Here is a 21,829-nt window from a genome sequence, read left to right as displayed (position 1 = left end):
CGTGTAATTACGCTCAACGGCTTCCGGGCAGGGCCCTCGGAACCTCTTCCGGTCCTGCCTAGACTCTTCCGGCTTTCTGCTGACACGCTTCCTGCTATGAAGACGTACTCGCCAGAGCACTGGAGGGCACTCGGCAGTTGGGTTGCCGGGGCTCGCGTGCAGGCTGGATACAGCGACACGAAGAAGTGGGCCGCGACCGTAGGCCGGTCTACGCGACAGGTGTTGGGACTCGAGCGCGGCGAGGCCGTCGGACCAAAGACAATCGAAGCCGTCGCGCAGGCTCTAGGCGTAGCCGCGTGGGCCCTCTACGACACCCTCGAGACGGGCGAGGCCGCAGCCACCTGGAGCGAGCTTCGACTCCGGGCCGAAGCCGAACACCAGGCCGCTGTTGACCGGCAGGCTCTGGCGAGCCCCGAGGAGTCGAGTTACTGGACTTCGCCTTCCGGAGACGAGGCTGACGAGCCGGTCACCTGGGCTCATATGGAGGATCGGCTAGGCGAACTAGAAACCCGCATTGCTCGCCTTGAGCGGAGCATGCTCCGCGTGATGGATGCCCGTGAGGGAGGTGATGGAGATGGAGACTCCGCCCCCACCAGCAAGCGCACCTTCCCGACCGTGATCACGGACGCGGCACGCAACGACGAGGGCGCCGACGGCTGACTGTCGGCGGTCGTCCTTACCTTCGCCGGGTGATGCATCCCTGGCGACGGCTACGCGAACTGGCCCACGTCACCTTGCTCTGGCATGACGGCGGCCCCAAGGGCGTGACGAACTTCGCGGCCCAGACGATCAGCCTCCGCCGCGGCATGACGCAGGCGGAGCGCCGCAGCACCGTCCTGCACGAGTGCCTGCACATCGAACGCGGGCCGGCGCTCACGACTCTCGCTGCGCGCGAGGAGCTGCGCGTGGAGAAGGAGACGGCGCGACTCCTGCTGCCGGACATGCATCGCGTCGCCGACGCGCTCGCCTGGGCGCGCGACCTCGCCGAGGCCGCCGACGACCTCTGGGTGGATGAGCAGTTGCTCCGCTGTCGCCTTCGCCACCTCCACCCGTCCGAACGGGGCTACCTCCAGCAGCGACTAGCCGAGGATGGGCATTGACTAGTCAAAGGTTTGTTCGTTTCCAGTCGTCTGAGTCCCCGCATTTCACGCTCAGATAGGCGGGACTCGTCAATCAGAAGGGGGCCTGGGCGGCGTTCGATTCCCCGCAGCTCCACTCACGACAAGCGCGTGATCCCGACCCACCCGGTGGATCGAGGTCACGCGTTCGTCGTCCCGGCCCCCGGCACCAGCCGTTCACCATCGACCGTCATGCTGTGCGCCGTGACAGCCGAGCCCACGGGCGCCCGCTCCGACGTGGTGCCGCTGCGTGAGGCCACGAGGGCGTGGTTCCGCATCTCCCTGCAGACCTTCGGCGGCCCCGCGGGCCAGATCGCGATGATGCAGCGCGAGCTCGTCGACGAGCGCCGCTGGATCGGGCAGCGCCGCTTCCTGCACGCCCTGTCGTTCTGCACGCTGCTGCCCGGCCCCGAGGCGCAGCAGCTCTCGATCTACGTCGGCTGGCTGCTCAACGGGGTCAGGGGCGGGTTGATCGCCGGCACGCTCTTCGTGCTCCCCGGGGTCGTCGCGCTCCTCGCCCTCTCCGCCCTGTACGTCGGAGCAGGCGACACCACGGTCGTCGAGGCGCTCTTCGCGGGGCTGGCCCCTGCCGTGCTCGCGGTGGTCGCGCAGGCCGTGTGGCGGCTGTCGGGCCGGGCCCTGGGTCGCCCGGCGCTGATCGGGCTGGCCGTGGCGGCCTTCGTGGCGCTGGTCGCCCTCGACGTCCCGTTCCCCGCGGTCGTGGCCGGCGCGGCCGTGATCGGCTGGCTCCTGGGGCGGTGGGTGCCGGATGCGCTGCCTCACCGGCGTACCGCTCCCGAGGACGCCGGGCCCACGCCGCTCATCCCCGACGACGCCCTGCACACCGCACCCGCCACGCGGCGCCACAGCCTCGTGGTGCTGGCCGTCGGCGTGGTGCTGTGGATGGCGCCGGTGCTCGGGTTCGTGGTGCTGCTCGGGCGCGACACCGTCTTCGTCGACCAGGCGGTCTTCTTCTCCGGGGCGGCGCTGGTGACCTTCGGCGGTGCCTACGCGGTGCTGGCCTTCGTCGCGCAGCAGGCTGTCGACGTCTACGGCTGGCTCGCGCCGGGGGAGATGGTGCGCGGGCTGGCGCTGGCCGAGTCCACGCCCGGGCCGCTCATCATGGTGGTGCAGTTCGTGGCGTTCCTCGGGGCCTACCGCGACCCCGGCTCGCTCGACCCCTGGGTCGCCGGCGTGCTCGCCTCGCTGCTCACCGTGTGGGTGACATTCGTGCCGTGCTTCGTCTTCATCTTCCTCGGCGCCCCCTACGTCGAGCGGCTGCGCGGGCACGAGGGGCTCTCGGCGGCGCTGACCGGCATCACCGCCGCCGTGGTCGGCGTCATCGCCAACCTCGCGGTGCTCTTCGCGCTGGCGACGCTCTTCGGCCGGACCCGGGAGGTCGGCGCGGGGCCGGTCGCAATCGACCTGCCCGTCCTCGGCTCCATCGACCCGGTCGCGGTCGGGCTGCTCGCGCTGGCTGCCCTGCTGCTCGGGCGCGGGTGGTCGGTGCTGCGGGTGCTGGGGGCGTGTGCCGCGGCCGGCGTGGTGCTGGGTCTGCTCGGCGCGCCGGTCTGAGGTCCCTGCGGAGAGGTGGTCTCGACGCCCGCTCCTCGCTGGCGCTCGTCGCTGCTCGACCACCTGGGGTCCTGGGTCTCGAGACGGCGCTGGCGCGCCTCCTCGACCGGCGGACGGCGGCTACAGGGTCGCCAGGAAGGCCAGGACGCGCTCGTCGACGAGGGCGGCGGCGTCGGGGTCGTGGGACGGGAGCGAGCTGTCGACGAACAGGTGCGCGTCGCCGGGGTAGGTGAAGACGTCCACGTCGTCGCGGCCCGCGGCGAACTCGCGCGCGGGCTCGAGGTCCTCCAGGCCGAAGAACTCATCGCGCTCCATGCCGTGGATCTGCACCGGAGCGCCCGCCGGCCACTCGCCGACGTGCTCGGGCGCCACGAACGACTCCAGGAACACCCCCGCCACCGCGCCCGGGCGCTGCGCCGCGACGTGCTGGGCCGCGACGACACCCATCGAGATGCCGGCGTAGACCACCGCCTCGGGCAGGTCGGTGACCGCGGCCAGCGCCCGCGAGCGGACCTCGTCGAAGCCGCCGATCGACTGCACGAACGCGAACCCCTCCTCCACCGAGCCGAAGGTGCGTCCCCCGAACAGGTCGGGAGTGGTGACCTCGTGACCGGCGGCGCGCCACCGGTCGGCGATCGCGGCCACGCCCGCAGTGAGGCCGGCGACGTGGTGGAAGAGGACGACGGGTGTCATGCGCGTCACGCTAGGGGTGAGTACCGACAACGCGGAAGGTGACCTAGCGTCGCTCCGTGCGACCACGCCGGCCCCGGCTGTTCCGACACCCCGCTCAGGTGGTCGTCGGCGGCTTCGGCCTCGCCGTGCTCGTCGGGACGCTGCTGCTGATGCTCCCGGTGGCGCAGACCGGCATCGACTGGACCGACCCGGTCACCGCGCTCTTCACCGCCACCAGCGCGGTGTGCGTGACCGGCCTGGTCGTCGTCGACACCGGCACCTACTGGTCGACCTTCGGCGAGGTCGTGATCCTGGCGCTGATCCAGGTCGGCGGGCTCGGCACCATGACCCTGGCCAGCCTGCTCGGCCTCGCCATCTCCCGCAAGCTCGGCCTGCGGGCCCGGGTCACCGCCGCCACCGAGACCAAGGCGGTCGGCCTGGGCGACGTCCGCGGCGTCGTGCTCGGCGTCGCACGCACCAGCCTGGTCGTCGAGCTCGCGGTGGCCGTCGTGCTCGCGCTGCGCTTCTGGGCGGCGTACGACGTCTCGCCCGGACGTGCGGCCTACCTCGGTGTCTTCCACTCGGTCTCGGCGTTCAACAACGCCGGCTTCGCCCTGTGGCCCGACAGTCTCGTCCGGTTCGCGACCGACCCGTGGATCTGCCTGCCGATCGCGGCGTCGGTGATCGTCGGCGGGATCGGCTTCCCGGTGATCCTCGAGCTCCGCAAGCGGCTGCGCACCCCGCGGGCCTGGTCGATGCACACCAAGATGACCCTGTGGGCCACCGCGGTCCTGCTGGTGCTCGGCACCCTGGTCATCACCGCCAACGAGTGGCGCAACCCCGCGACCCTCGGCCAGCTCGACACCCCGGGTCGACTGCTCGCCGGGTTCTTCCAGGCCGTGATGCCGCGCACCGCCGGCTTCAACTCCGTCGACACCGGCGCCATGCTGGAGGGCTCGCTCCTGGTCACCGTGGTGCTGATGTTCATCGGCGGGGGCTCGGCGGGCACCGCGGGCGGCATCAAGGTCACCACGTTCGTGCTGCTGCTCCTCGTCATCTGGGCCGAGGTCCGAGGCGAGCGGGACGTGCAGGCCTTCGACCGCCGGATCGGGGAACGGGTGGTGCGCCAGGCGCTCACCATCGCCCTGCTCTCGGTGGGGCTGGTGACGGCCGCGACGGTCGTCCTGGTCGAGATCACCCGGATGTCCACGCACCTGGTGCTCTTCGAGGTCGTCTCGGCCTTCGGCACCGTCGGGCTCTCGACCGGCATCACCGCCGACGTCGGCACGGCCGGGCACCTCGTGCTCGCCGTCCTGATGTTCGTGGGCAGGCTCGGCCCCATCACGCTGGTCTCGGCGCTCGCGCTGCGCGAGCGGCAACGGCTCTACCACCACCCGGAAGGCAGGCCCCTCATTGGCTAGGCAGCAGCACTCCCGTCCCAAGGGCGCCGTCGCCGTCATCGGCCTAGGCCGCTTCGGCAAGTCCCTCGCCCTGGAGCTGATGGCCGGCGGCACCGAGGTGCTCGGCGTCGACGCCGACCCCCGCACCGTCCAGTCGCTGGCCGGCCGGCTCACCCACGTCGTCGAGGCCGACTCCACCAACGAGGAGGCGATGCGCCAGCTCGGCGTGCACGAGCTCGAGCGGGCCGTCATCGGTGTCGGCACCGACCTCGAGGCGAGCATCCTGTCGACGTCGGTGGCGGTGAACCTCGGCGTTCACGAGGTGTGGGCCAAGGCGATCAGCCAGGCGCACGCACGGATCCTCGCCCAGGTCGGTGCGCACCACGTCGTACGCCCCGAGCACGACATGGGCAAGCGCGTCGCGCACCTGGTGGGCGGGCGGATGCTCGACTACATCGAGCTCGACGACGGCTACGCGTTCGTCAAGACCAAGCCGCCCAAGGTCATCCTCAACAAGTCGCTGCGCGACAGCGACGTGCGCCAGGCCTTCGGCATCACCGTCGTCGGCATCAAGCGCGGCACCCGTGCCTTCACCTACGCCACGCCCGACACCGTGGTCGTCCCGGGCGATGTCATCATCGTCTCCGGCGAGCGCGCGGCCGTGGAGGGGTTCAGCGACCTGCCCTGACGGCCGCTGTGACCACCGTGACGGGTGGGGCGTGACCGCCGTGCTAGTGGGCATGGTGGGGCGGTGGTCCTCGGGAAGTCTCTGGTCGTCGTCTGCACCCTCCTCGCGCTCGCGCTCGGCGTGCTGCCCGCGGCGGCCGCCCCGGCCGAGCGGCCGGCGTCGCGAGAGGTGCCACCCGGCCTCACGCTGAGCGCGCCACCGACGTACGCCGGCCAGGACGCCCCGGTCATCGTCGCGTGGGCCGGCGACGAGACCCACGAGCCGCAGGCGACCGGGCCGGTGACGCTGCCGCTGCGGCGCCGCAACGCCCGGCTGCGGGTGAAGGGACCCGACGAGGTCGTCGACGAGACCAGCGTGCGCGTGGCGGTGCGGTGGACCACCGGCTCCGGCGACCCGGTCGTCGGGGAGGTCGCCCTGCAGCGCAAGCGCAACGGTCGCTGGCGCGAGGTCGAGGTGCTGACCACCGACGAGCGCGGCCGCGCCCACACCCGGATCGCCCCGCGGGACGACTCGCGCTGGCGCTTCCGCACCGCGAGGCAGCCGTGGCTGGAGCGGGGGAGGAGCCCCGTGCACCGGGTCGACAACGTGCCGCCCGGCAGCGTCGTACGACTCGGTGGGCCGGACCCGCGCCGCAGCCTGCCGCGGGCACCACGCGCCCAGGGCGACGGAGCGGCCGCGAGCATCACGCGCATACCCGGCAAGGTCTGGCGCTCGATGAAGGGCCGCACCTGGCACCGCGGCTGCCCCGTGGGCCGCCCGCAGCTGCGGCTGCTGCGCATCAACTACTGGGGCTACGACGGCTACCGCTACCGAGGCGAGCTGGTGGCCGCCGCGTCGGTCGTCGGCCAGATGGCCGGTGCCCTGCGCGACATGTACGACGCCGGGCTGCCGATCCGCTCGATGGTCCGCGCCGACCGATTCGGGTGGTCCTCCCGGCTCAAGGGCGCCGACGACTACGCCTCCATGGCCGCGGGCAACACCAGCGCCTTCAACTGCCGCCAGGTCGTGGGGCGCCCCGGGGTCCGCTCGCCGCACTCCTGGGGGAGGTCGCTGGACATCAACACCTGGGAGAACCCCTACCGCTCCTCCCACGGCCTGGTCCCGAACTCCTGGTGGGCCTCGCGCAGCCACCCGCGGGTGGCGTGGCGCTCGAGCCAGCACCGGGTCGTGTCGATCATGCGCAGGCACGGCCTGCGCTGGACCTACGGCACCGCCGACAACCACCACTTCGACGCGGTGCCGCGCTCGGCGAAGCGCGGCGGGCACGAGCACGACGAGCACGCGCCCGTCCTGCCGCCCGAGTGCGCCACCGAGGTGTGCGACTGACCCGGTCGCGCTGGCTACGGTGAGCAGGTGACCTCGGCCGACTGCGTCTTCTGCTCGATCGTCGCCGGCGACGTGCACGCCGACGTCGTGCTCGAGACCGACACGCTCCTCGCGTTCCTCGACCAGCGGCCGGTCTTCAAGGGCCACGTGCTGCTGGTCCCTCGCGAGCACGTCGTGACCCTGCCCGACCTGCCGGCCGACCTGCGCGACCCCTTCCTGGCGGCGGCCCAGCGCATCGCCACCGCCGTCGTGTCCGAGCTGGGGGCGCAGGGCTCCTTCGTGGCGATCAACAACACCGTCAGCCAGTCGGTGCCCCACCTGCACCTGCACGTCGTGCCCCGCACCAAGGGCGACGGCCTGCGCGGCTTCTTCTGGCCCCGGCACAAGTACGCCGACGGCGAGCGCGCGGCGTACGCCGCTCGTCTCCGCGGCGCACTGGCCTGACACCCAGTCCACGCGCCACCGATCACGACGTTCTGCAGGAGATCCGGCCCCTCAGCCTGCAGAACGTCGTGATCCGAGCCAGATCTCGCGCTCGACCCCCTGGAGGGCGCGTCGCCGCTCGACGGTGGAGGTGTCCACCCACCAGCCCGGTGGGTCGAGGCTCCACCGCCGCGGGCCGGTCGCGCGCTGCGCCCGGGACAGCGCAGAGGTCAACCTGCCGCTGAACGCCGCGCCCAGGTCGCCGCCGACCACCACGAACGTCTGCAGCCCGTGGTCGAGCAGGAGCTGCTCGCGGGCGAGGTCGCGGCGGCGTTGCCGGCGGGTGAGGTGATGGTCCCCGTCGTACTCCCCGCACACCCCGGTGACCGGGTCGACGAGGTCGGGCGTGCCGAGGTGGCGTCCGGCGAGGTCGAAGACCGGCCGGTTGGTCAGCGGGCGCGCGCCGGTGACCCGTTCCCAGGCGAGCCGGGCGTGGGTCTCCTGTGGCGACCAGGAGTTCTCGTCGCCGAGGCCCAGGGCCGCGCGGGCCCGAGGCATGCCCCGGCGCGCAGGGTGCTTCTCCATCCACGCGGCGACCTCGGCGAGGGAGACCAGGTCGGCGCGGTACGCCATGTCCAGGACCTCCACGGCCTCGGCCAGCGACTCGGCGTACCGCATCGCGAAGCACACGGCGGACACGGCGCTCGTCACGCGCAGCCCGTCCACCACCTCGACGGGGCCGCCACCGGTGCGTTCCTGGCACAGCCGCGTCCCCGACGGCGGTCGCAGCACCTGCGACTCCGCCACGAGGTCGACCGGGCGCAGGCTGCCGTGGCGCCGTACGCCGGTCGCCCACCGCGAGCCGCGCCAGCACAGCGCCGCCCACCCGGTGACGGCGACCCGGTCCGAGGTGAGGGCCGCACCCGCCTCGGCGGCCCGCTGAGCGGGGGTGCGTACGACGTCGGCCGGCACGAACAACCCGCGACTGCTCCGCCGCCACGGCGCGGTGGTGGTGTCGTGCCGGGTGGGACCGGCCTTCCCCGTGGGGTCGACCGGCACGGGCCACGTGACCCCGTGAGCACCCCGTCCGACGTCCATGCCTCGACCCTGCCCACTGTGGCCGGAGCACGCTCGGCCTCATCCACAGGCTCGACCACGACGTTCTGCAGGAAAAGGCGCCCGATTTCCTGCACAACGTCGTGAAGCGCGCCGAGCCGCGGGGGCGGACTCCCGGCAGCGGGCTCAGCCGGCCCGTCTAAGGTGCTGGAGGCCCTGCCGGGCCTCCACAGTCCCCTCCACGAAGGAGCACCACCACCATGGGTCGTTTCGACGGTCGCGTCGTCATCGTCACCGGAGCCGCGCGCGGCATCGGCTTCGGCACCGCCAACCGCTTCGCCGAGGAGGGTGCCTCGGTCGCGATCATCGACCTCGACGAGGCCGCCGCCGCCGAGGCCGCCGGCAAGCTGTCGCTGGTCGACGGTGCGAAGTCCGTGGGCGTGGGCTGCGACGTCAGCAACCCGGAGAGCGTCGACGCCGCCGTCGAGCGGGTCGTCAGCGAGCTCGGCGGCCTGCACGTGCTGGTCAACAACGCCGGCATCACCCGCGACAACCTGCTGTTCAAGATGACCGAGCAGGACTGGGACATGGTGATGGGCGTCCACCTCAAGGGCGCGTTCCTGATGACCAAGGCCGCGCAGAAGCACTTCGTCGAGCAGCGCTACGGCAAGGTCGTCAACATCTCCTCGACCTCGGCGCTGGGCAACCGCGGCCAGGCCAACTACTCCGCCGCCAAGATGGGCGTGCAGGGCTTCACCCGCACCCTCGGCATCGAGCTCGGCCCCTTCGGCATCAACGCCAACGCCGTCGCCCCCGGCTTCATCGCCACCGAGATGACCGACGCCACCGCGGCGCGCCTCAAGCTCGACGTCGAGGAGTTCCGGAAGATGAACGCGGACGCCAACCCGGTCAAGCGGGTGGGGTACCCCGAGGACATCGCCGCCGCGGTGACGTTCCTGGCCTCCGACGAGTCGTCGTACATCACCGGCCAGACCCTGTACGTCGACGGCGGCATCAGCCTCGGCGTCTGACCGCCCCCGATCGACCCAGCACCACCTCTGGAGGACCCTTCCGTGCCGATCCGTCACCGTCGCCGGGCCGGCGTGGCCACCGCCGCGCTGCTCACCGCCTCGCTCGCCCTGAGCGCCTGCAGCGGAGACGGTGACGGGCCGGCGCCGGAGGCCGCGCCCTCCTCGACGCCGACCCAGCAGGTGAGCAAGGGCGCCGAGGTGACGCCCGAGACCTGGCCGCTGACCGGGCTGCCCGTCAAGGGCGGCCGGTCGGCGGCCTCACGGTTCCCCGTGATGGTGCTGAAGATGGACAACACCTCCTCCAGCGCCCCGCAGCGCGGCCTCGGCAGCGCCGACCTGGTCGTCGAGGAGCTGGTCGAGGGCGGCCTGACCCGGCTGGCGGCGTTCTTCTACTCCGACATCCCCGGCACCGTCGGGCCGGTGCGCTCGATGCGCGCCAGCGACATCGGGATCGTCAAGCCGGTCGACGCCGCGGTGGTGACCAGCGGCGCCGCCCCGATCACGATCCGGCGCATCCAGCAGGCCGGGATCCGGTTCTTCGGGGAGGGGGCCAAGGGGTTCTTCCGGGACTCCTCCCGCTCCGCGCCGTACAACCTGATGACCGACCTGGCCGAGACCGCCACGTTGGTCAAGCGGGCCGCCACCCGGCCCGACGACTACCTGCCGTGGGGCGACGCGGCCGACCTGCCCAAGGGCCGGCCGGGCCGCAGCCTGCAGGCGCGCTTCTCCTACGGCCACACCACGACGTGGGCCTTCGAGAACGGCAGGTACCGCAACGTCAACACCTTCGCCGCCGCCGACGACCAGTTCCTCGCCGACTCGGTGCTGGTGCTCCGGGTGCGCGTCGGCGACGCCGGCTACAAGGACCCAGCCGGCAACCCGGTCCCCGAGACCTTCCTCGAGGGTCGCGGGCAGGCGCTGCTGCTGCACGGTGGCCGCGCGATCTCCGGCACCTGGTCCAAGTCCGACGTCGGTGCGCCGCTGGAGCTGCGCAACCGCTTCGGCACCCTGCGCGTCCCGGCCGGGCGGACCTGGATCGAGCTGGTCCCCGAGGCGACCGGCTCGGTCACCGTCGGCTGAGTCCTGCGCCCGGGACGCTCCTACTCGTCGACCGCGGTGGGGACCTCGAGGATCGCGGCACCCGGGTCGGGGAGGGGTACGCCGGCGTCGGCGAGCGACTGGAAGCCGGCGATGATGAACCCGATCGCGGCCTCGACCCGTGTCGCGGCGACGATCGCGTCGTCGGCGGAGGCCACCGACTCGCCGGCGGCGGACATGGCGCCGAAGAAGATCCGCGCGAAGGTCTGGATCATCGGCTCGTCGAGCTCCCAGGTGCCGGCGCTGAGCACCGCCCGGACGATGTCGACCACGTTGGCGAAGGTCGAGCGCTCCTCCTGCTCCCGGAAGCGCTCGTAGCCCAGCACCGAGGGGCCCTCCTGGACCACGATCCGCCGGTAGCGCGGCTCCTGCACCACGGCGAGGAACGCCTCCAGGCCGGCGCGGGCCTTCTCCCAGGGGTCCCTCTTGCCCTTCAGTGCCTTCTGGATCGCGCGTGCGGCGTCGGACTCCACCCGCTCGAAGACGGCCTCGAAGAGCGCCTGCTTGCCGCTGAAGTGGTGGTAGAGCGCGCCCTTGGTCACCCGGGCGCCGCTGACGATGGCGTCCAGGGAGGTGGCGGCGTAGCCGTGCTCGGTGAAGAGCTCCTCGGCGACGTCGACGAGACCGCGCTTGGTCGAGGCGGAGTACTGCTGGCGCAGGGACGCTCCGGGGACGCCAGGGACCCCAGGCACCTTGGGCACCAGCTTGGACACGCTCGACCTGGCCATACCGGCAGTCTAGTGACCTGGGTCTCAGCCTCTCGGAGGTGTCCGTCGCGCCGCGCCCGGGCACCCACCGTGCGGCGGCTCCGAAGGGGCAGGCAGCCGTCGCGAGAGCGGCGTCACAGGCGGTCGGAGGGCTGCTCAGGGACCGTGTGCGGGATCACCTGACGGACCACCCCGAGGTGTTTGCATACCGCGAGTATGGCTCCGTACTCTCGGTACGTACTCGCGGTATGCGAATGCCGTGACCTGGCCGGACCCCCGGCTGGACCCGAGCTGGACCTACGAGAAGGGCGCCCCCCATGACCTGGACCTCGTACCGCAACCGTGGAGAGATCCTCCGCACCGTGATCGCCACGGCCGACGCCCGCCGCGACGGCCTGCTCCCGTGGGACGTCGAGGGCGTGGCCGAGTCCTTCGGCGACGAGCTCACCCTGCTCGGCGCCCTGCAGCTGCGCTGGCACACCCGGCTCGCCGGCCGCATCGAGCGCGAGCTGATGGCCCGTCCGATGGCCTTCGAGGCCGCCGTCGTCGACGCCTGGCGCGCCACCGCCGCCGAGCTGCCCGGCATCCGGGCGATCGTCGACCACTACCGCGCCGAGCCGCTCGACGAGCAGATGGCCGCCGCGATGGACAAGGCCACCGCCAAGGAGCGCATCCTGTTGGCCGTCATGGCCGGCCAGGCCAGTGCCCACGACTCCGGCGCCGCCGCCGTCGGCGCGCGCATCGAGGAGAAGGCCCGTGCCGGCTGGGTGCTGGCGCCCGTCCCGGAGACGACCGCCCACACGCTCCCTCCCTCGCGGTCCCCACGACCGCACCCTCCCCGCGTCGGGTCGGGGTCGTGCCGCATCATGGGGCCATGAGCGGTACGACGGCAGCCGGGCTCCCGCCGGCCCCGGGCATGCTCCTGGTGGCCGCTCCCACGCTGCTCGACCCGAACTTCGTCGACACCGTCGTGCTGCTGCTCGACGCCGACGACGAGGGCGCCATCGGCGTCGTGCTCAACCGTCCCACCCCGGTCCCGGTCGAGGAGGTCCTCCCGGACTGGGGGCCGGTCGTGGCCGAGCCCGAGGTGCTCTTCCAGGGCGGCCCGGTCTCCACCGAGGGGGCGCTCGCGGTCGCACTGCTCGAGGACGGCGTGGTCGTCCCCGATGCCGGGTTCCGCCCGGTCGCCGGGCCCTTCGGGCTGGTCGACCTCGACACGCCGGTCGACGCGCTGGCCGGCCGGCTCGCCGGCGTACGCATCTTCGCCGGGTACGCCGGGTGGGGAGCCGGTCAGCTGGAGGAGGAGATCGAGGAGGGCGCCTGGTACGTCGTGCCCGCCGAGGCCGGCGACCTGACCCGCGAGGACGCCGTCGACCTCGCCCGCGACGTGCTGCGCCGCCAGCCGGGCGAGCTGGCGTGGCACTCCACACGTCCGGCCGATCCGGACCTGAACTGACGGCCCGACTCACGTAGAGTCACGCCCCGTGAGTGGATTCGGATTCGGCAGCGGCACGGCTCTCGACGAGCGGGTCGAGCAGGACCGTCGGACCGTCCCGACCGACGAGGGCGACCACGAGCGGTTCAGCCACTACGTCGACAAGGACAAGCTCACCGAGGCGATGGTCATGGGCACGCCGGTCGTGGCCCTGTGCGGCAAGGTCTGGGTGCCCAGCCGCACCCCGGAGAAGTACCCCGTCTGCCCGGAGTGCAAAGAGGTCTGGGAGTCCCTGAACGACGACAGCGGCTCCGACGCGTGAGCGCCGCCCCGCGACCCGACGACGAGTCGGGGCCCTCGCTCACGCCTGCGCTCACCCCGGCCTTCCCGCACCGTGCGGCCTGGGGCACCGCGCCGTCGCTGCGTGCCTGGCAGCAGGCGGCGATGGAGAAGTACTTCGCCGACCTGCCGCGTGACTTCCTCGCCGTCGCCACGCCCGGCGCCGGCAAGACCACCTTCGCGCTGTCGGTGGCCTCCGAGCTGCTCGGTCGCCGGCTGATCGACCGCGTCATCGTCGTCGCGCCCACCGAGCACCTCAAGCTGCAGTGGGCCGAGGCCGCCGCACGCGCCGGCATCCCGATCGACCCGACCTTCTCGGCCGGCAAGGGCCGCACCTCCGGCGACTTCGTGGGCGTCGCGGTGACGTACGCCGGCGTCGCGGTCAACCCGCTGGCGATGCGCATCCGCACCGAGCGCTTCAAGACCCTGGTGATCCTCGACGAGGTCCACCACGCCGGTGACGCGCTGTCGTGGGGCGAGGGCGTGCGCGAGGCCTTCGAGCCCGCGGCTCGGCGGCTGTGCCTGACCGGCACGCCGTTCCGCTCCGACGTCAACCCGATCCCCTTCGTCACCTACGAGCCGGGGCCCGACGGCATCCCGCGCTCGGCGGCCGACTACACCTACGGCTACTCCCACGCGCTGGCCGACCACGTCGTCCGTCCCGTGCTCTTCCTGGCCTACTCCGGCGAGATGAGCTGGCGCACCCGCGCCGGCGACGAGGTCGCGGCCCGGCTGGGCGAGCCGCTGACCAAGGACCTCACCAACCAGGCCCTGCGCACCGCGCTCGACCCGACCGGCTCGTGGATCCCCTCGGTGCTGGCCGCGGCCGACAAGCGTCTCTCCGAGGTGCGCCGCCACGTCCCGGACGCCGGGGGACTGGTGATCGCCACCGACCAGGACTCCGCCCGCGCGTACGCCAAGATCCTGCGCCAGGTCAGCGGCGAGGCCGCGACCGTGGTGCTCTCGGACGAGAAGGCGGCGTCGAAGAAGATCAGCACCTTCGCCGAGGACACCTCGCGCTGGATGGTCGCGGTGCGGATGGTCTCCGAGGGCGTCGACGTGCCCCGCCTGGCCGTCGGCGTGTGGGCCACGACCACCTCGACGCCGCTGTTCTTCGCCCAGGCAGTCGGCCGCTTCGTGCGGGCCCGCAACCGCGGCGAGGTCGCGTCCGTCTTCCTGCCGTCTGTGCCCAACCTGCTCGGCTTCGCCTCGGAGATGGAGGTGCAGCGCGACCACGTGCTGGGCCGCAAGGTGCAGGACGAGGACGACATCTTCGCCGCCGAGAACGACCTGCTCGCCGCGGCCAACGCCGAGGACGGCGCCTCCGACGACCTGCTCGGCACGTTCGAGGCGATCGGCTCCGAGGCCCGCTTCGACCACGTGCTCTACGACGGGGCGACCTTCGGTCACGAGGGGGAGGTGCAGGTCGGCTCGGAGGAGGAGATGGACTTCCTCGGCATCCCCGGCCTGCTCGAGCCCGACCAGATGCGCGACCTGCTGCGCCAGCGCCAGGCCGACCGGGCGAAGTCCTCGAAGCGGCCGACGGTTGATGCCGCGTCCGAGCCGGCCCGGGAGACGGTGCAGGAGACGGCCACCCACGAGCAGCTCGCGGTCCTGCGTCGTGAGCTCAACGGCCTCGTCGGCGCGTGGTACCACCGCACCGGCCAGCCGCACGGCGTCACGCACGCCGCGCTGCGCAAGGAGTGCGGCGGCCCGGCGGCCGCCGTCGCCAACGCCGACCAGCTGCGCGCCCGGATCGACCGGGTCCGCGACTGGGCGGCGCGCAAGACCTCCTGACCCGGGGCCCTACCCCTCGAACGGCTTGGCGCCCGGGCCCGGGCGACCGACCACGTCGCGGGGCGTGTCGATCCGGTGCCCGGCGGCGCACTCGACGACGGGGTGCACCTGCTCGCCGCAGTCGCGGTGCACGAACTCCACCGGCGGGCCCTCGGGATCGGCCAGGTAGGTGTCGCCCCACTCGGCCACGGCGACCAGGACGAGGTAGAGGTCCAGGCCCTTGGCGGTGGGGCGGTACTCGTGGCGCGTGCGGCCGCCGCTCTCGGGGCGGTAGGGCTCCCGGCGCAGGATGTCCTGCTCGACCAACGAGGCGAGCCGGTTGCTGAGCACCTGCCGGGGGATGCCGCTGTGGCGCCGGATGTCGTCGAAGCGGCGTACGCCGTTGAAGACCTCGCGCAGGACCACGACCGTCCACCGCTCGCCGAGGATCGCCATCGTGCGGCCGACGGTGCAGTTGTCGGTGCTCCAGGCCATCGCCGGCGGACCCGCGGGGTGGGTGGGGGATGTGGGCATGCCCACAGGATAGCGACGCTGAGTCTCGTTGACAGACCCAGATCGTCGACCCAAGCTGGGTCCATGACCGAGACCCAGATGCCCGACCTCGCCTCCATGACCGGGATGGAGCAGCTGCAGGCCATGGTCGACGGCCTGATCCCACCGGCCCCGATCGCCGAGACGCTGGGCATGGTCAACTTCGGCGGCGAGGAGGGCTCGATCTCCGTCGAGCTCGTGCCCGAGCTGCGGCACTACAACCCGCTCGGCACCGTCCACGGCGGCGTGCTGTCCACGCTGCTGGACACTGCCGCCGCCTGCTCGGTCCACTCCACCCTGGCGCCGGGGGAGGGCTACACCTCCCTCGACCTGACCGTGAAGTTCCTGCGGCCCGCCACCGAGGCGTCGGGTCGGCTCCGGGCGGTCGGGCGTGTGGTGTCGCGCGGTCGGCGTACGGCGCTGGCCGAGGCCCAGCTCGTCGACGAGGCCGGCAGGCTGGTCGCCCACGCCACGTCGAGCTGCATGATCTTCGCGGCCTGAGATTCGCCACCGGGAAACGTGCCTGACACGCCGCGTCCCTAGACTGCGGCCCATGTCCGCCGAGACCTCCCAGACCCTCGACCGCGGCCTCCGCGTGCTCGAGGTGCTGGCCGGGTCCCCCGGGGGGCTCACCGTCACCGAGCTCGCCGGACGGCTCGGGGTCAACCGCACCGTCGTCTACCGGCTGGTGAGCACGCTCGAGCAGCACGCGCTCCTGCGACGCGACGCCAAGGGGCGGCTCCACATCGGCCTCGGCATCCTGCACCTGGCAGGAGCCGTCCAGCCGGTGCTGCGCGACCTGGCGCAGCCGGTGCTGCGGCGACTGGCCGAGAAGGTCGGCTGCACCGCGCACCTGACCGTCGTGGAGGGCGCCGAGGCGCTCGCCCTGGCGGTCGTCGAGCCGTCGTGGACCGACTTCCACGTCTCCTACCGTGTCGGCACCCGCCACCCGCTCGCCCAGGGCGCGGCCGGGAAGGCCGTGCTGCTCGGGCGCTCCGCGGGCGGCCGGGCTCCGGCGTACGTCACGACCACGGGGGAGCTGCAGACCGGCGCCCGTGGCCTCGCCGCGCCCGTGCGCAAGGTCGACGGCCTCGAGGCCTCGGTCGGCATCGTCACCCTCGGGGTGCTCGACGAGTCCGTCGTGGCCCCTCAGGTGGTCGCTGCCGCCGACGAGGTGGCCGCGCTGCTGGCGTCGACGGGGACGGCGGGCGTCGCGGGGTAGTCCGCACGAGTTCTCACCCTCAGCTCGAGCTGAGGGTGAGATTGCGTGCGGACTATCCCGATCCCACGCTCGCCCGCGCCAGCGGCAGCACGCGGTACGGCACCTGCGTAGCGAGCGCGATGACCGTCGAGGACCGGGTGATCAGCGGGTGGGCCAGGACCCGGTCGATGACGCGCTGCAGGTCGTCGTTGGAGCGGGCGACGACGCGGGCGAGCAGGTCGCCGGCGCCGGTGATGGTGTGGACCTCGAGCACCTCGGCGATCTCGGCCAAGTGGGAGCCGACGACGTCGTGGCCACGCTCGCCGGCGTCGGCCGCGGCCTGACGGATCTCCAGCGTCAGGAACGCGGTCACCGGGTGTCCCAGCGCCTCGGGTGAGAGGTCGGGCCCCCACCCGGTCACGACCCCGCGCTCAGCGAGGCGGTCGAGCCGCGCCTGCACCGTCCCGCGGGCCACGCCGAGCCGCCGCGAGGCCTCCAGGACCCCCACCCGCGGCTCGGCGGTGAACAGGTCGATCAACCTGACGTCCAGCTCGTCCATGCGCCCACCTTCGACTGTGCAGGTTGTCCAGTGTCTCGGGCGACTGTTGCACACTCTGTGTGACCGCGGCCACCATGCGCGCATGACGCTGACCCCAGACGAGCTCAAGGCCGACCTCTCCCTCGAGCAGCTCAAGGAGCTGGTCGGACTCGTGGAGTACGACGCCAGCCGCGACCCGTTCCCCGTGACCGCGATGGACGCGATCGTCTTTGTCGTCGGCAACGCCACCCAGACCGCCGGCTACTACCAGCTCGCGCTCGGCATGGAGCTGGAGGCCTACCGCGGCCCCGAGACCGGTCACCGCGAGGACAAGACCTACGTCCTGCGCTCGGGCAGCGCCCGCTTCGTCTTCACCGGCGGCGTCACCCCCGACAGCCCGGTCCTCGACCACCACCGCAAGCACGGCGACGGCGTCGTCGACCTGGCGCTCGAGGTCCCCGACGTCGACCGCTGCATCGACCACGCCCGCGCCATGGGCGCCACGATCCTCGAGGAGCCGCACGACGTCTCCGACGAGCACGGCACCGTGCGCACCGCCGCCATCGCGACGTACGGCGAGACCCGGCACACCCTCGTCGACCGCAGCCGCTACTCCGGCCCCTACCTCCCCGGCTTCGAGGCCCGCTCCACCACCGTGACCCGCCGCGAGGGCCACCCGAAGCGGCTCTTCCAGGCCGTCGACCACTGCGTCGGCAACGTCGAGCTCGGCCGGATGGACGAGTGGGTCGGCTTCTACAACAAGGTCATGGGCTTCACGAACATGGCCGAGTTCATCGGCGACGACATCGCCACCGACTACTCCGCGCTGATGAGCAAGGTGGTCGCGAGCGGCAACCACCGGGTGAAGTTCCCCCTCAACGAGCCCGCGATCGCGAAGAAGAAGTCGCAGATCGACGAGTACCTCGAGTTCTACGACGGCGCCGGCTGCCAGCACATCGCGCTGGCCACCGGCGACATCCTGCGCACCGTCGACGTGCTGCGCGACAACGGTGTGGAGTTCCTCGAGACCCCCGACTCCTACTACGACGACCCCGAGCTGCGCGCACGCATCGGCCAGGTGCGGGTGCCGATCGAGGAGCTGAAGAAGCGCAAGATCCTCGTCGACCGCGATGAGGACGGCTACCTGCTGCAGATCTTCACCAAGCCGATGGGGGACCGGCCGACCGTCTTCTTCGAGTTCATCGAGCGGCACGGGTCGCTGGGCTTCGGCAAGGGCAACTTCAAGGCGCTCTTCGAGGCGATCGAGCGCGAGCAGGAGCGCCGCGGCAACCTGTGATGGGAGTCGTGCCCCTCAGCGGGCGCCATGGCGCCCGCTGAGGGGCACGACTGTCCCCGGGGTGGGGCAGGATCGGGCCCATGGCGACCTACGTGGCGTTCCTGCGCGCGATCAACCTCGGCGCGAAGCGGAAGTTCCCCAAGGACGACATCGTCGCGGCGACCGAGGCAGCCGGGTTCGAGGACGTCGCCACCCACATCAACACCGGCAACGTCCGCCTCAGCACGCGCATGCGCTCCCGTGCGCGCATCGAGCGGGCGCTGGAGGAGGCCTACCTCGCCGACCGCGGCTTCGAGGTCCCCACGATCGTGTACGCCGGGAGCGAGCTGCGCGAGGTCCACACGCACGCCTCCGCGGTCGACCACGACGGCCAGCACTACGTCGCGCTGCTGCGGGACGAGCCGACCGCCGAGGGCGTCGAGTGGCTGCGGGAGAAGGCGCAGCCGGGGGAGCGGATCGAGGTCGGCGGTCGTGCGCTGCACCTGCTGGTCAGCGCGGACGGCGTCCACGGGACCAAGCTGACCAACCCGCTGGTCGAGAAGTGCCTCGGCACCACCTCGACCTGGCGCAACCCGACGGTCGTCGCCGCCCTGGTCGACAAGTGGTGCTGAGTCGGGCGCGCGGTCAGGCCGGCGCCGGGGCCGGGTCGGCCTGCGGGGCGCGCGCCAAGCGGCGTACCTCGGGGGAGAGCAGGACCAGCCCGCACACCGCGACGTAGACGATGCCGCTGACCACCAGCACGTCGGTGAACCCGAACGCGACCGCGAGCGGCCCGAACAGCACCTGCCCGACCGGCATCGCGGCGAAGGAGCCGAGCGCGTCGTAGGAGTAGGCGCGCGAGAGCATCTCGTCGGGGACCTGCTCCTGCATGGCGAGGTTCCAGCCCATGTTGAACAGCTCGGTGCCGGCCCCGGCGATGAAGGTGGCGAGCAGCAACCACAGCAGGTGCGGGTGGGCGCCGAGCATGTAGATCGGCAGGCCGAGCGCCATGATGCCGATCATCCCGACCAGCAGCGGGCGCTCGAGCCGCACGCGCAGCAGCACCAGCGTCATCAGCAGCAGGCCGACGGCCTCGGCCGAGAGCACCAGGCCCCAGCCCTGCTCGCCGATCGTCTCCTTCGCGCGCGCCGGACCGAGGGTGAACCAGGCGCCGGCGTGGATGGCGTTGAGCACCGAGAAGCCCAGGACCACGACCCACAGCCACTGCGTGCGGCGCACGTAGGACCAGCCCTCGCGCAGCTCGGTGAACGTGCTGGCGCCGGTGCTGCGGCGTACGACGGCGGGCAGCCGGACCAGGCCCAGCAGCAGCCCGCTGACGAGCCAGGTGGTCGCGTCGACCGCCAGCGCCCAGCCGGGGCCGACGCTGACGACGAGCAGAGCGGCCAGGGTCGGGCCGATGATGACGATGCCGGAGCGGGCGAGGGAGACCAGCGCGTTGGCCGGCTGCAGGTGCTCCTTGGCGACGACCGAGGGGAGCATGCTGGCCATCGCGGGGAACCCGACGCCCGACACGATGCCGTGGACCAGGCTCAGCACGACCAGCGACCAGAGCTCGGCGGTGCCGGTGATGACGAGGGCGGCGATGATGCCCTGGCTCACCGCCGAGGCGATGTTGGAGAACTGCAGCACCGCCACCCGGCCGAACCGGTCAGCCACGACCCCGCCCCACAGGAGCAGCAGCACCATGGGCACGGTGTGGGCGGCCAGGACGTAGCCGACGGCGGCCGGGTCGTCGTCGGTCACCTGCAGCACCGCGAAGGCCAGCGCGAGGGAGGCCATCGCGTTGCCGATCATGTTCACCAGGCGCGAGAGGAAGTAGTAGCGGAAGTTGGGCTCCCGCAGGGGCGCCAGGCTGGCGGACCAGGTCATCGTGGTTCCTCGGTGTGCTCGGGCTCCTCGTCGGGGGTGGCGGGGGGCTGGGTGTGGCTCTGGGTGGGCGGCTGCATCGCGAACGCGAAGGCCGTGAAGCTGACGTGGACGGTGCCCTCGGTGCGGGGCGGGCGGTTGGCGTCGTGGAGCAGCCGGGAGGCGGCGTACATGTGCTCGCGGGCCTGCTCCCAGACCTCCGGGTCGACCCAGCCCTCGAGGTCGGACATCCAGGTGCGGGGGGTGCTGGTGGTCATGCGGCGCTCGAGCTCGGTGAAGGTGGCGCGCAGGTGCAGCGCTTCGTCGTCGCGATTGCGCTCGGTCGGCGGGGCGACGTGGCGGCCCTCGTGCTCGTGCGGGTAGCGGTAGCGCTTGGCCAGTCCGCCGCGCACCTTCTCCTCGCCGTCGACCACCAGCTCCCCGGCGTCGGCGAGGACCCGCAGGTGGTAGCTGGCGTTGGCGTGGGTCAGGTCGAGCTCGCGCGCCACCTCGGCGGCACTCATCGCCGTGCCCGTCAGCAGCGAGAGCATCCGCAGCCGCACCGGGTGCGCGAGGGCGCGCATCTCGCCGATCTTCTCGCCCTGCCCGGGCTGGGTGTCCGCCATTGACCCTCCAAGAGTTCTTGGGGAGTAGTGGACACCCTGGCGGCAGGGACTGTCAAACAGTTCTTTGGGGGTTGGACCTGTGAGCTTCATCGGGGCCCCGACGAGCCTTTCGGTACGCCGCTGCAGCTGCATCGGGGGAGCGTGAGTTTCATCGGGGCGCCGATGAACCTTCCGGCCCGCCGACCGCCGCGGGCTACTCCCCGCGGAACACCGGCTTGCGTCGTTCGGAGAAGGCGCGCATCCCCTCGGCGACGTCGGCGGTGCGCATGAGCACGACCTGCCCGGTGCGCTCGCGCTCGAGGGCGTCCTCGAGGGGGATCAGGGTGGCGGCGTTGACGGCCTTCTTGGTGGCAGCGAAGGCCAGCGGGGGACCGGAGGCCATGCGTCGCACGAGGGTGTCGACCAGCGTCGGGAACTCCTCGTCGGAGGCCACATGCGTGACCAGCCCGGCGGCGTACGCCTCCTGCGCCGACAGCGGCTCGGCGAGCAGGGCCATCCGCATCGCGCGGGCCCGTCCGATCGAGGCCGCGACGGTCGCGGACGTGCCGCCGTCGGGCATGAAGCCGATGCGGGTGAAGGCCAGGAGGTACGACGAGGACTCGGCCGCCACGACGATGTCGCAGGCCAGGGCGATCCCGCAGCCGACGCCGGCCGCCACGCCGTTGACCGCGGCGAGCACCGGCCGGTCGCACGCCACGATGGCCCGGATGATCCGGTTGGTGACGTCCATCGCCCGCACGTCGAACTTCTCGTGCGCGTCCTCGCCGGAGATGTCGGCGCCGGCGTTGAAGGCGGCGCCGACGCCGGTCAGCACCACCACGCGCACGTCGTCGCGCGACGGCACGGACTCCAGCAGGTCCGCCAGCGCGAGGGCGATCTCGCCGGAGAGCGCGTTGAAGACCTCCGGACGGTTGAAGGTCAGGCGCAGCACGCCCTGCTCGAGCGAGACGTCGAGGCCGGGCACGGAGTCAGGGCTGCGGGTCATGCCCCGACCCTAGGAGACGCGCACCGTCGGCAGCACCGGCTCGCCGCGCAGGAGAGCCCGCGACGCCAGCGGCAGCGCGTCGCGCGAGCGGGCGTGCCGCTCCCGCGCGGCGTCCAGCGGCTCCCGTCCGACGACCTCCCC

At 72.4% G+C, this 21,829-nt stretch carries 25 protein-coding genes; 17 read left to right on the top strand and 8 right to left on the bottom strand.

Annotated features, from left to right (window positions below; genetic code table 11):
* Positions 1-96 precede the first annotated feature (96 nt).
* From A6R01_RS11325 to chrA, 3 genes are all read left to right on the top strand, one after another.
* On the top strand, positions 97-660 hold the full coding sequence (locus tag A6R01_RS11325) for a hypothetical protein (protein WP_292605903.1): 564 nt from the start codon (positions 97-99) through the stop codon (positions 658-660).
* Between the two features lie 29 nt (positions 661-689).
* Positions 690-1,100, top strand: coding sequence for a hypothetical protein (locus A6R01_RS11320; RefSeq protein ID WP_292605901.1), 411 nt, complete (start codon positions 690-692; stop codon positions 1,098-1,100).
* 222 nt (positions 1,101-1,322) lie between these two features.
* Positions 1,323-2,693: a chromate efflux transporter gene (chrA, locus tag A6R01_RS11315; protein ID WP_292605899.1), complete on the top strand. Its 1,371-nt coding sequence runs from the start codon at positions 1,323-1,325 to the stop codon at positions 2,691-2,693.
* Between the two features lie 120 nt (positions 2,694-2,813).
* Here chrA and A6R01_RS11310 read toward each other — a convergent pair whose 3' ends face one another.
* Positions 2,814-3,395, bottom strand: coding sequence for a dienelactone hydrolase family protein (locus A6R01_RS11310; RefSeq protein ID WP_292605897.1), 582 nt, complete (start codon positions 3,393-3,395; stop codon positions 2,814-2,816).
* A 47-nt stretch (positions 3,396-3,442) separates the two neighbouring features.
* On the opposite strand from A6R01_RS11310, the gene A6R01_RS11305 reads away from it, so the two are divergent.
* From A6R01_RS11305 to A6R01_RS11290, 4 genes are all read left to right on the top strand, one after another.
* On the top strand, positions 3,443-4,786 hold the full coding sequence (locus tag A6R01_RS11305) for a potassium transporter TrkG (protein WP_292605895.1): 1,344 nt from the start codon (positions 3,443-3,445) through the stop codon (positions 4,784-4,786).
* Positions 4,779-5,453: a TrkA family potassium uptake protein gene (locus tag A6R01_RS11300; RefSeq protein ID WP_292605893.1), complete on the top strand. Its 675-nt coding sequence runs from the start codon at positions 4,779-4,781 to the stop codon at positions 5,451-5,453. The genes A6R01_RS11305 and A6R01_RS11300 overlap by 8 nt, the downstream gene beginning before the upstream one ends.
* Before the next feature lie 63 nt (positions 5,454-5,516).
* A complete protein-coding gene (locus tag A6R01_RS11295; protein ID WP_292605891.1) occupies positions 5,517-6,779 on the top strand; it encodes a M15 family metallopeptidase in 1,263 nt (420 codons plus the stop codon).
* Positions 6,780-6,806: 27 nt separating this feature from the next.
* Positions 6,807-7,223, top strand: a complete 417-nt coding sequence (locus tag A6R01_RS11290) for an HIT family protein (protein WP_292605889.1) — start codon at positions 6,807-6,809, stop codon at positions 7,221-7,223.
* A 51-nt stretch (positions 7,224-7,274) separates the two neighbouring features.
* Here A6R01_RS11290 and A6R01_RS11285 read toward each other — a convergent pair whose 3' ends face one another.
* Positions 7,275-8,300: a hypothetical protein gene (locus tag A6R01_RS11285; RefSeq protein WP_292605887.1), complete on the bottom strand. Its 1,026-nt coding sequence runs from the start codon at positions 8,298-8,300 to the stop codon at positions 7,275-7,277.
* Positions 8,301-8,518: 218 nt separating this feature from the next.
* Between A6R01_RS11285 and fabG the strand changes: the two genes are divergently transcribed.
* A complete protein-coding gene (gene fabG / locus A6R01_RS11280) occupies positions 8,519-9,289 on the top strand; it encodes an SDR family NAD(P)-dependent oxidoreductase (RefSeq protein WP_292605885.1) in 771 nt (256 codons plus the stop codon).
* Between the two features lie 42 nt (positions 9,290-9,331).
* Positions 9,332-10,369: a DUF3048 domain-containing protein gene (locus A6R01_RS11275; protein WP_292605883.1), complete on the top strand. Its 1,038-nt coding sequence runs from the start codon at positions 9,332-9,334 to the stop codon at positions 10,367-10,369.
* 20 nt (positions 10,370-10,389) lie between these two features.
* Here the strand turns inward: A6R01_RS11275 and A6R01_RS11270 are convergent, their stop codons facing one another.
* Positions 10,390-11,115 carry a TetR/AcrR family transcriptional regulator gene (locus A6R01_RS11270; protein ID WP_292605881.1) on the bottom strand — a complete coding sequence of 242 codons (726 nt, stop codon included), beginning with the start codon at positions 11,113-11,115 and terminating at the stop codon, positions 10,390-10,392.
* Between the two features lie 296 nt (positions 11,116-11,411).
* Between A6R01_RS11270 and A6R01_RS11265 the strand changes: the two genes are divergently transcribed.
* Genes A6R01_RS11265 through A6R01_RS11250 form a run of 4 tightly spaced genes read left to right on the top strand, consistent with a single transcriptional unit; the run spans position 11,412 to position 14,665 of the window.
* Entirely contained in the window at positions 11,412-11,972 is a 561-nt protein-coding gene (locus A6R01_RS11265; RefSeq protein WP_292605879.1) for a hypothetical protein, read from the top strand.
* The gene (locus A6R01_RS11260) at positions 11,969-12,550 is read left to right on the top strand and encodes a YqgE/AlgH family protein (protein ID WP_292605877.1); all 582 of its coding nucleotides are present in this window, start codon (positions 11,969-11,971) and stop codon (positions 12,548-12,550) included. The genes A6R01_RS11265 and A6R01_RS11260 overlap by 4 nt, the downstream gene beginning before the upstream one ends.
* Before the next feature lie 28 nt (positions 12,551-12,578).
* Positions 12,579-12,851 carry a DUF3039 domain-containing protein gene (locus A6R01_RS11255; RefSeq protein ID WP_292605875.1) on the top strand — a complete coding sequence of 91 codons (273 nt, stop codon included), beginning with the start codon at positions 12,579-12,581 and terminating at the stop codon, positions 12,849-12,851.
* The gene (locus tag A6R01_RS11250) at positions 12,848-14,665 is read left to right on the top strand and encodes a DEAD/DEAH box helicase (RefSeq protein WP_292605873.1); all 1,818 of its coding nucleotides are present in this window, start codon (positions 12,848-12,850) and stop codon (positions 14,663-14,665) included. Before A6R01_RS11255 ends, A6R01_RS11250 begins: the two co-directional genes overlap by 4 nt.
* 9 nt (positions 14,666-14,674) lie before the next feature.
* Here A6R01_RS11250 and A6R01_RS11245 read toward each other — a convergent pair whose 3' ends face one another.
* On the bottom strand, positions 14,675-15,178 hold the full coding sequence (locus A6R01_RS11245) for a helix-turn-helix domain-containing protein (protein WP_292605871.1): 504 nt from the start codon (positions 15,176-15,178) through the stop codon (positions 14,675-14,677).
* Between the two features lie 63 nt (positions 15,179-15,241).
* Here A6R01_RS11245 and A6R01_RS11240 point away from each other — a divergent pair, with 63 nt between their 5' ends.
* Positions 15,242-15,697, top strand: a complete 456-nt coding sequence (locus tag A6R01_RS11240) for a PaaI family thioesterase (RefSeq protein ID WP_292605869.1) — start codon at positions 15,242-15,244, stop codon at positions 15,695-15,697.
* A gap of 52 nt (positions 15,698-15,749) precedes the next feature.
* Entirely contained in the window at positions 15,750-16,418 is a 669-nt protein-coding gene (locus tag A6R01_RS11235) for a helix-turn-helix domain-containing protein (protein WP_292605867.1), read from the top strand.
* 52 nt (positions 16,419-16,470) lie between these two features.
* On the opposite strand, the gene A6R01_RS11230 is transcribed toward A6R01_RS11235, so the two are convergent.
* On the bottom strand, positions 16,471-16,956 hold the full coding sequence (locus A6R01_RS11230) for an Lrp/AsnC family transcriptional regulator (protein WP_292605865.1): 486 nt from the start codon (positions 16,954-16,956) through the stop codon (positions 16,471-16,473).
* An 82-nt stretch (positions 16,957-17,038) separates the two neighbouring features.
* Here A6R01_RS11230 and hppD point away from each other — a divergent pair, with 82 nt between their 5' ends.
* Together hppD and A6R01_RS11220 are read left to right on the top strand one after the other, a co-directional pair.
* Entirely contained in the window at positions 17,039-18,232 is a 1,194-nt protein-coding gene (gene hppD / locus A6R01_RS11225; RefSeq protein ID WP_292605863.1) for a 4-hydroxyphenylpyruvate dioxygenase, read from the top strand.
* Positions 18,233-18,312: 80 nt separating this feature from the next.
* Positions 18,313-18,843 (top strand): DUF1697 domain-containing protein, encoded by a 531-nt coding sequence (locus A6R01_RS11220; protein ID WP_292605861.1) that lies wholly within the window; start codon positions 18,313-18,315, stop codon positions 18,841-18,843.
* A 13-nt stretch (positions 18,844-18,856) separates the two neighbouring features.
* Here the strand turns inward: A6R01_RS11220 and A6R01_RS11215 are convergent, their stop codons facing one another.
* The 3 genes from A6R01_RS11215 to A6R01_RS11205 all read right to left on the bottom strand — a co-directional run bounded on the left by A6R01_RS11215 (position 18,857) and on the right by A6R01_RS11205 (position 21,688).
* Positions 18,857-20,101 (bottom strand): MFS transporter, encoded by a 1,245-nt coding sequence (locus tag A6R01_RS11215; RefSeq protein WP_292605859.1) that lies wholly within the window; start codon positions 20,099-20,101, stop codon positions 18,857-18,859.
* The gene (locus A6R01_RS11210) at positions 20,098-20,703 is read right to left on the bottom strand and encodes a helix-turn-helix domain-containing protein (protein ID WP_292605857.1); all 606 of its coding nucleotides are present in this window, start codon (positions 20,701-20,703) and stop codon (positions 20,098-20,100) included. Before A6R01_RS11210 ends, A6R01_RS11215 begins: the two co-directional genes overlap by 4 nt.
* 193 nt (positions 20,704-20,896) lie before the next feature.
* On the bottom strand, positions 20,897-21,688 hold the full coding sequence (locus A6R01_RS11205; RefSeq protein ID WP_292605855.1) for an enoyl-CoA hydratase: 792 nt from the start codon (positions 21,686-21,688) through the stop codon (positions 20,897-20,899).
* Positions 21,689-21,829 lie beyond the last annotated feature (141 nt).

This window comes from Nocardioides sp. REDSEA-S30_B4 (genome assembly GCF_001627265.1).
Taxonomy (GTDB): Bacteria; Actinomycetota; Actinomycetes; order Propionibacteriales; family Nocardioidaceae; genus Nocardioides.
This window is presented reverse-complemented; position numbering and strand designations above follow the sequence as displayed.

Excerpts from the sequence above, each read along its gene's own strand:
- A6R01_RS11270 (WP_292605881.1), bottom strand. The coding sequence starts at position 11,115 with ATGGCCAGGTCGAGCGTGTCCAAGCTGGTGCCCAAGGTGCCTGGGGTC.
- fabG (WP_292605885.1), top strand. The coding sequence starts at position 8,519 with ATGGGTCGTTTCGACGGTCGCGTCGTCATCGTCACCGGAGCCGCGCGC.
- A6R01_RS11285 (WP_292605887.1), bottom strand. The coding sequence starts at position 8,300 with ATGGACGTCGGACGGGGTGCTCACGGGGTCACGTGGCCCGTGCCGGTC.
- A6R01_RS11240 (WP_292605869.1), top strand. The coding sequence starts at position 15,242 with ATGACCGAGACCCAGATGCCCGACCTCGCCTCCATGACCGGGATGGAG.
- A6R01_RS11265 (WP_292605879.1), top strand. The coding sequence starts at position 11,412 with ATGACCTGGACCTCGTACCGCAACCGTGGAGAGATCCTCCGCACCGTG.
- A6R01_RS11210 (WP_292605857.1), bottom strand. The coding sequence starts at position 20,703 with ATGGCGGACACCCAGCCCGGGCAGGGCGAGAAGATCGGCGAGATGCGC.
- A6R01_RS11205 (WP_292605855.1), bottom strand. The coding sequence starts at position 21,688 with ATGACCCGCAGCCCTGACTCCGTGCCCGGCCTCGACGTCTCGCTCGAG.
- A6R01_RS11215 (WP_292605859.1), bottom strand. The coding sequence starts at position 20,101 with ATGACCTGGTCCGCCAGCCTGGCGCCCCTGCGGGAGCCCAACTTCCGC.
- A6R01_RS11245 (WP_292605871.1), bottom strand. The coding sequence starts at position 15,178 with ATGCCCACATCCCCCACCCACCCCGCGGGTCCGCCGGCGATGGCCTGG.
- A6R01_RS11235 (WP_292605867.1), top strand. The coding sequence starts at position 15,750 with ATGTCCGCCGAGACCTCCCAGACCCTCGACCGCGGCCTCCGCGTGCTC.
- hppD (WP_292605863.1), top strand. The coding sequence starts at position 17,039 with ATGACGCTGACCCCAGACGAGCTCAAGGCCGACCTCTCCCTCGAGCAG.
- A6R01_RS11260 (WP_292605877.1), top strand. The coding sequence starts at position 11,969 with ATGAGCGGTACGACGGCAGCCGGGCTCCCGCCGGCCCCGGGCATGCTC.
- A6R01_RS11325 (WP_292605903.1), top strand. The coding sequence starts at position 97 with ATGAAGACGTACTCGCCAGAGCACTGGAGGGCACTCGGCAGTTGGGTT.
- A6R01_RS11230 (WP_292605865.1), bottom strand. The coding sequence starts at position 16,956 with ATGGACGAGCTGGACGTCAGGTTGATCGACCTGTTCACCGCCGAGCCG.
- A6R01_RS11220 (WP_292605861.1), top strand. The coding sequence starts at position 18,313 with ATGGCGACCTACGTGGCGTTCCTGCGCGCGATCAACCTCGGCGCGAAG.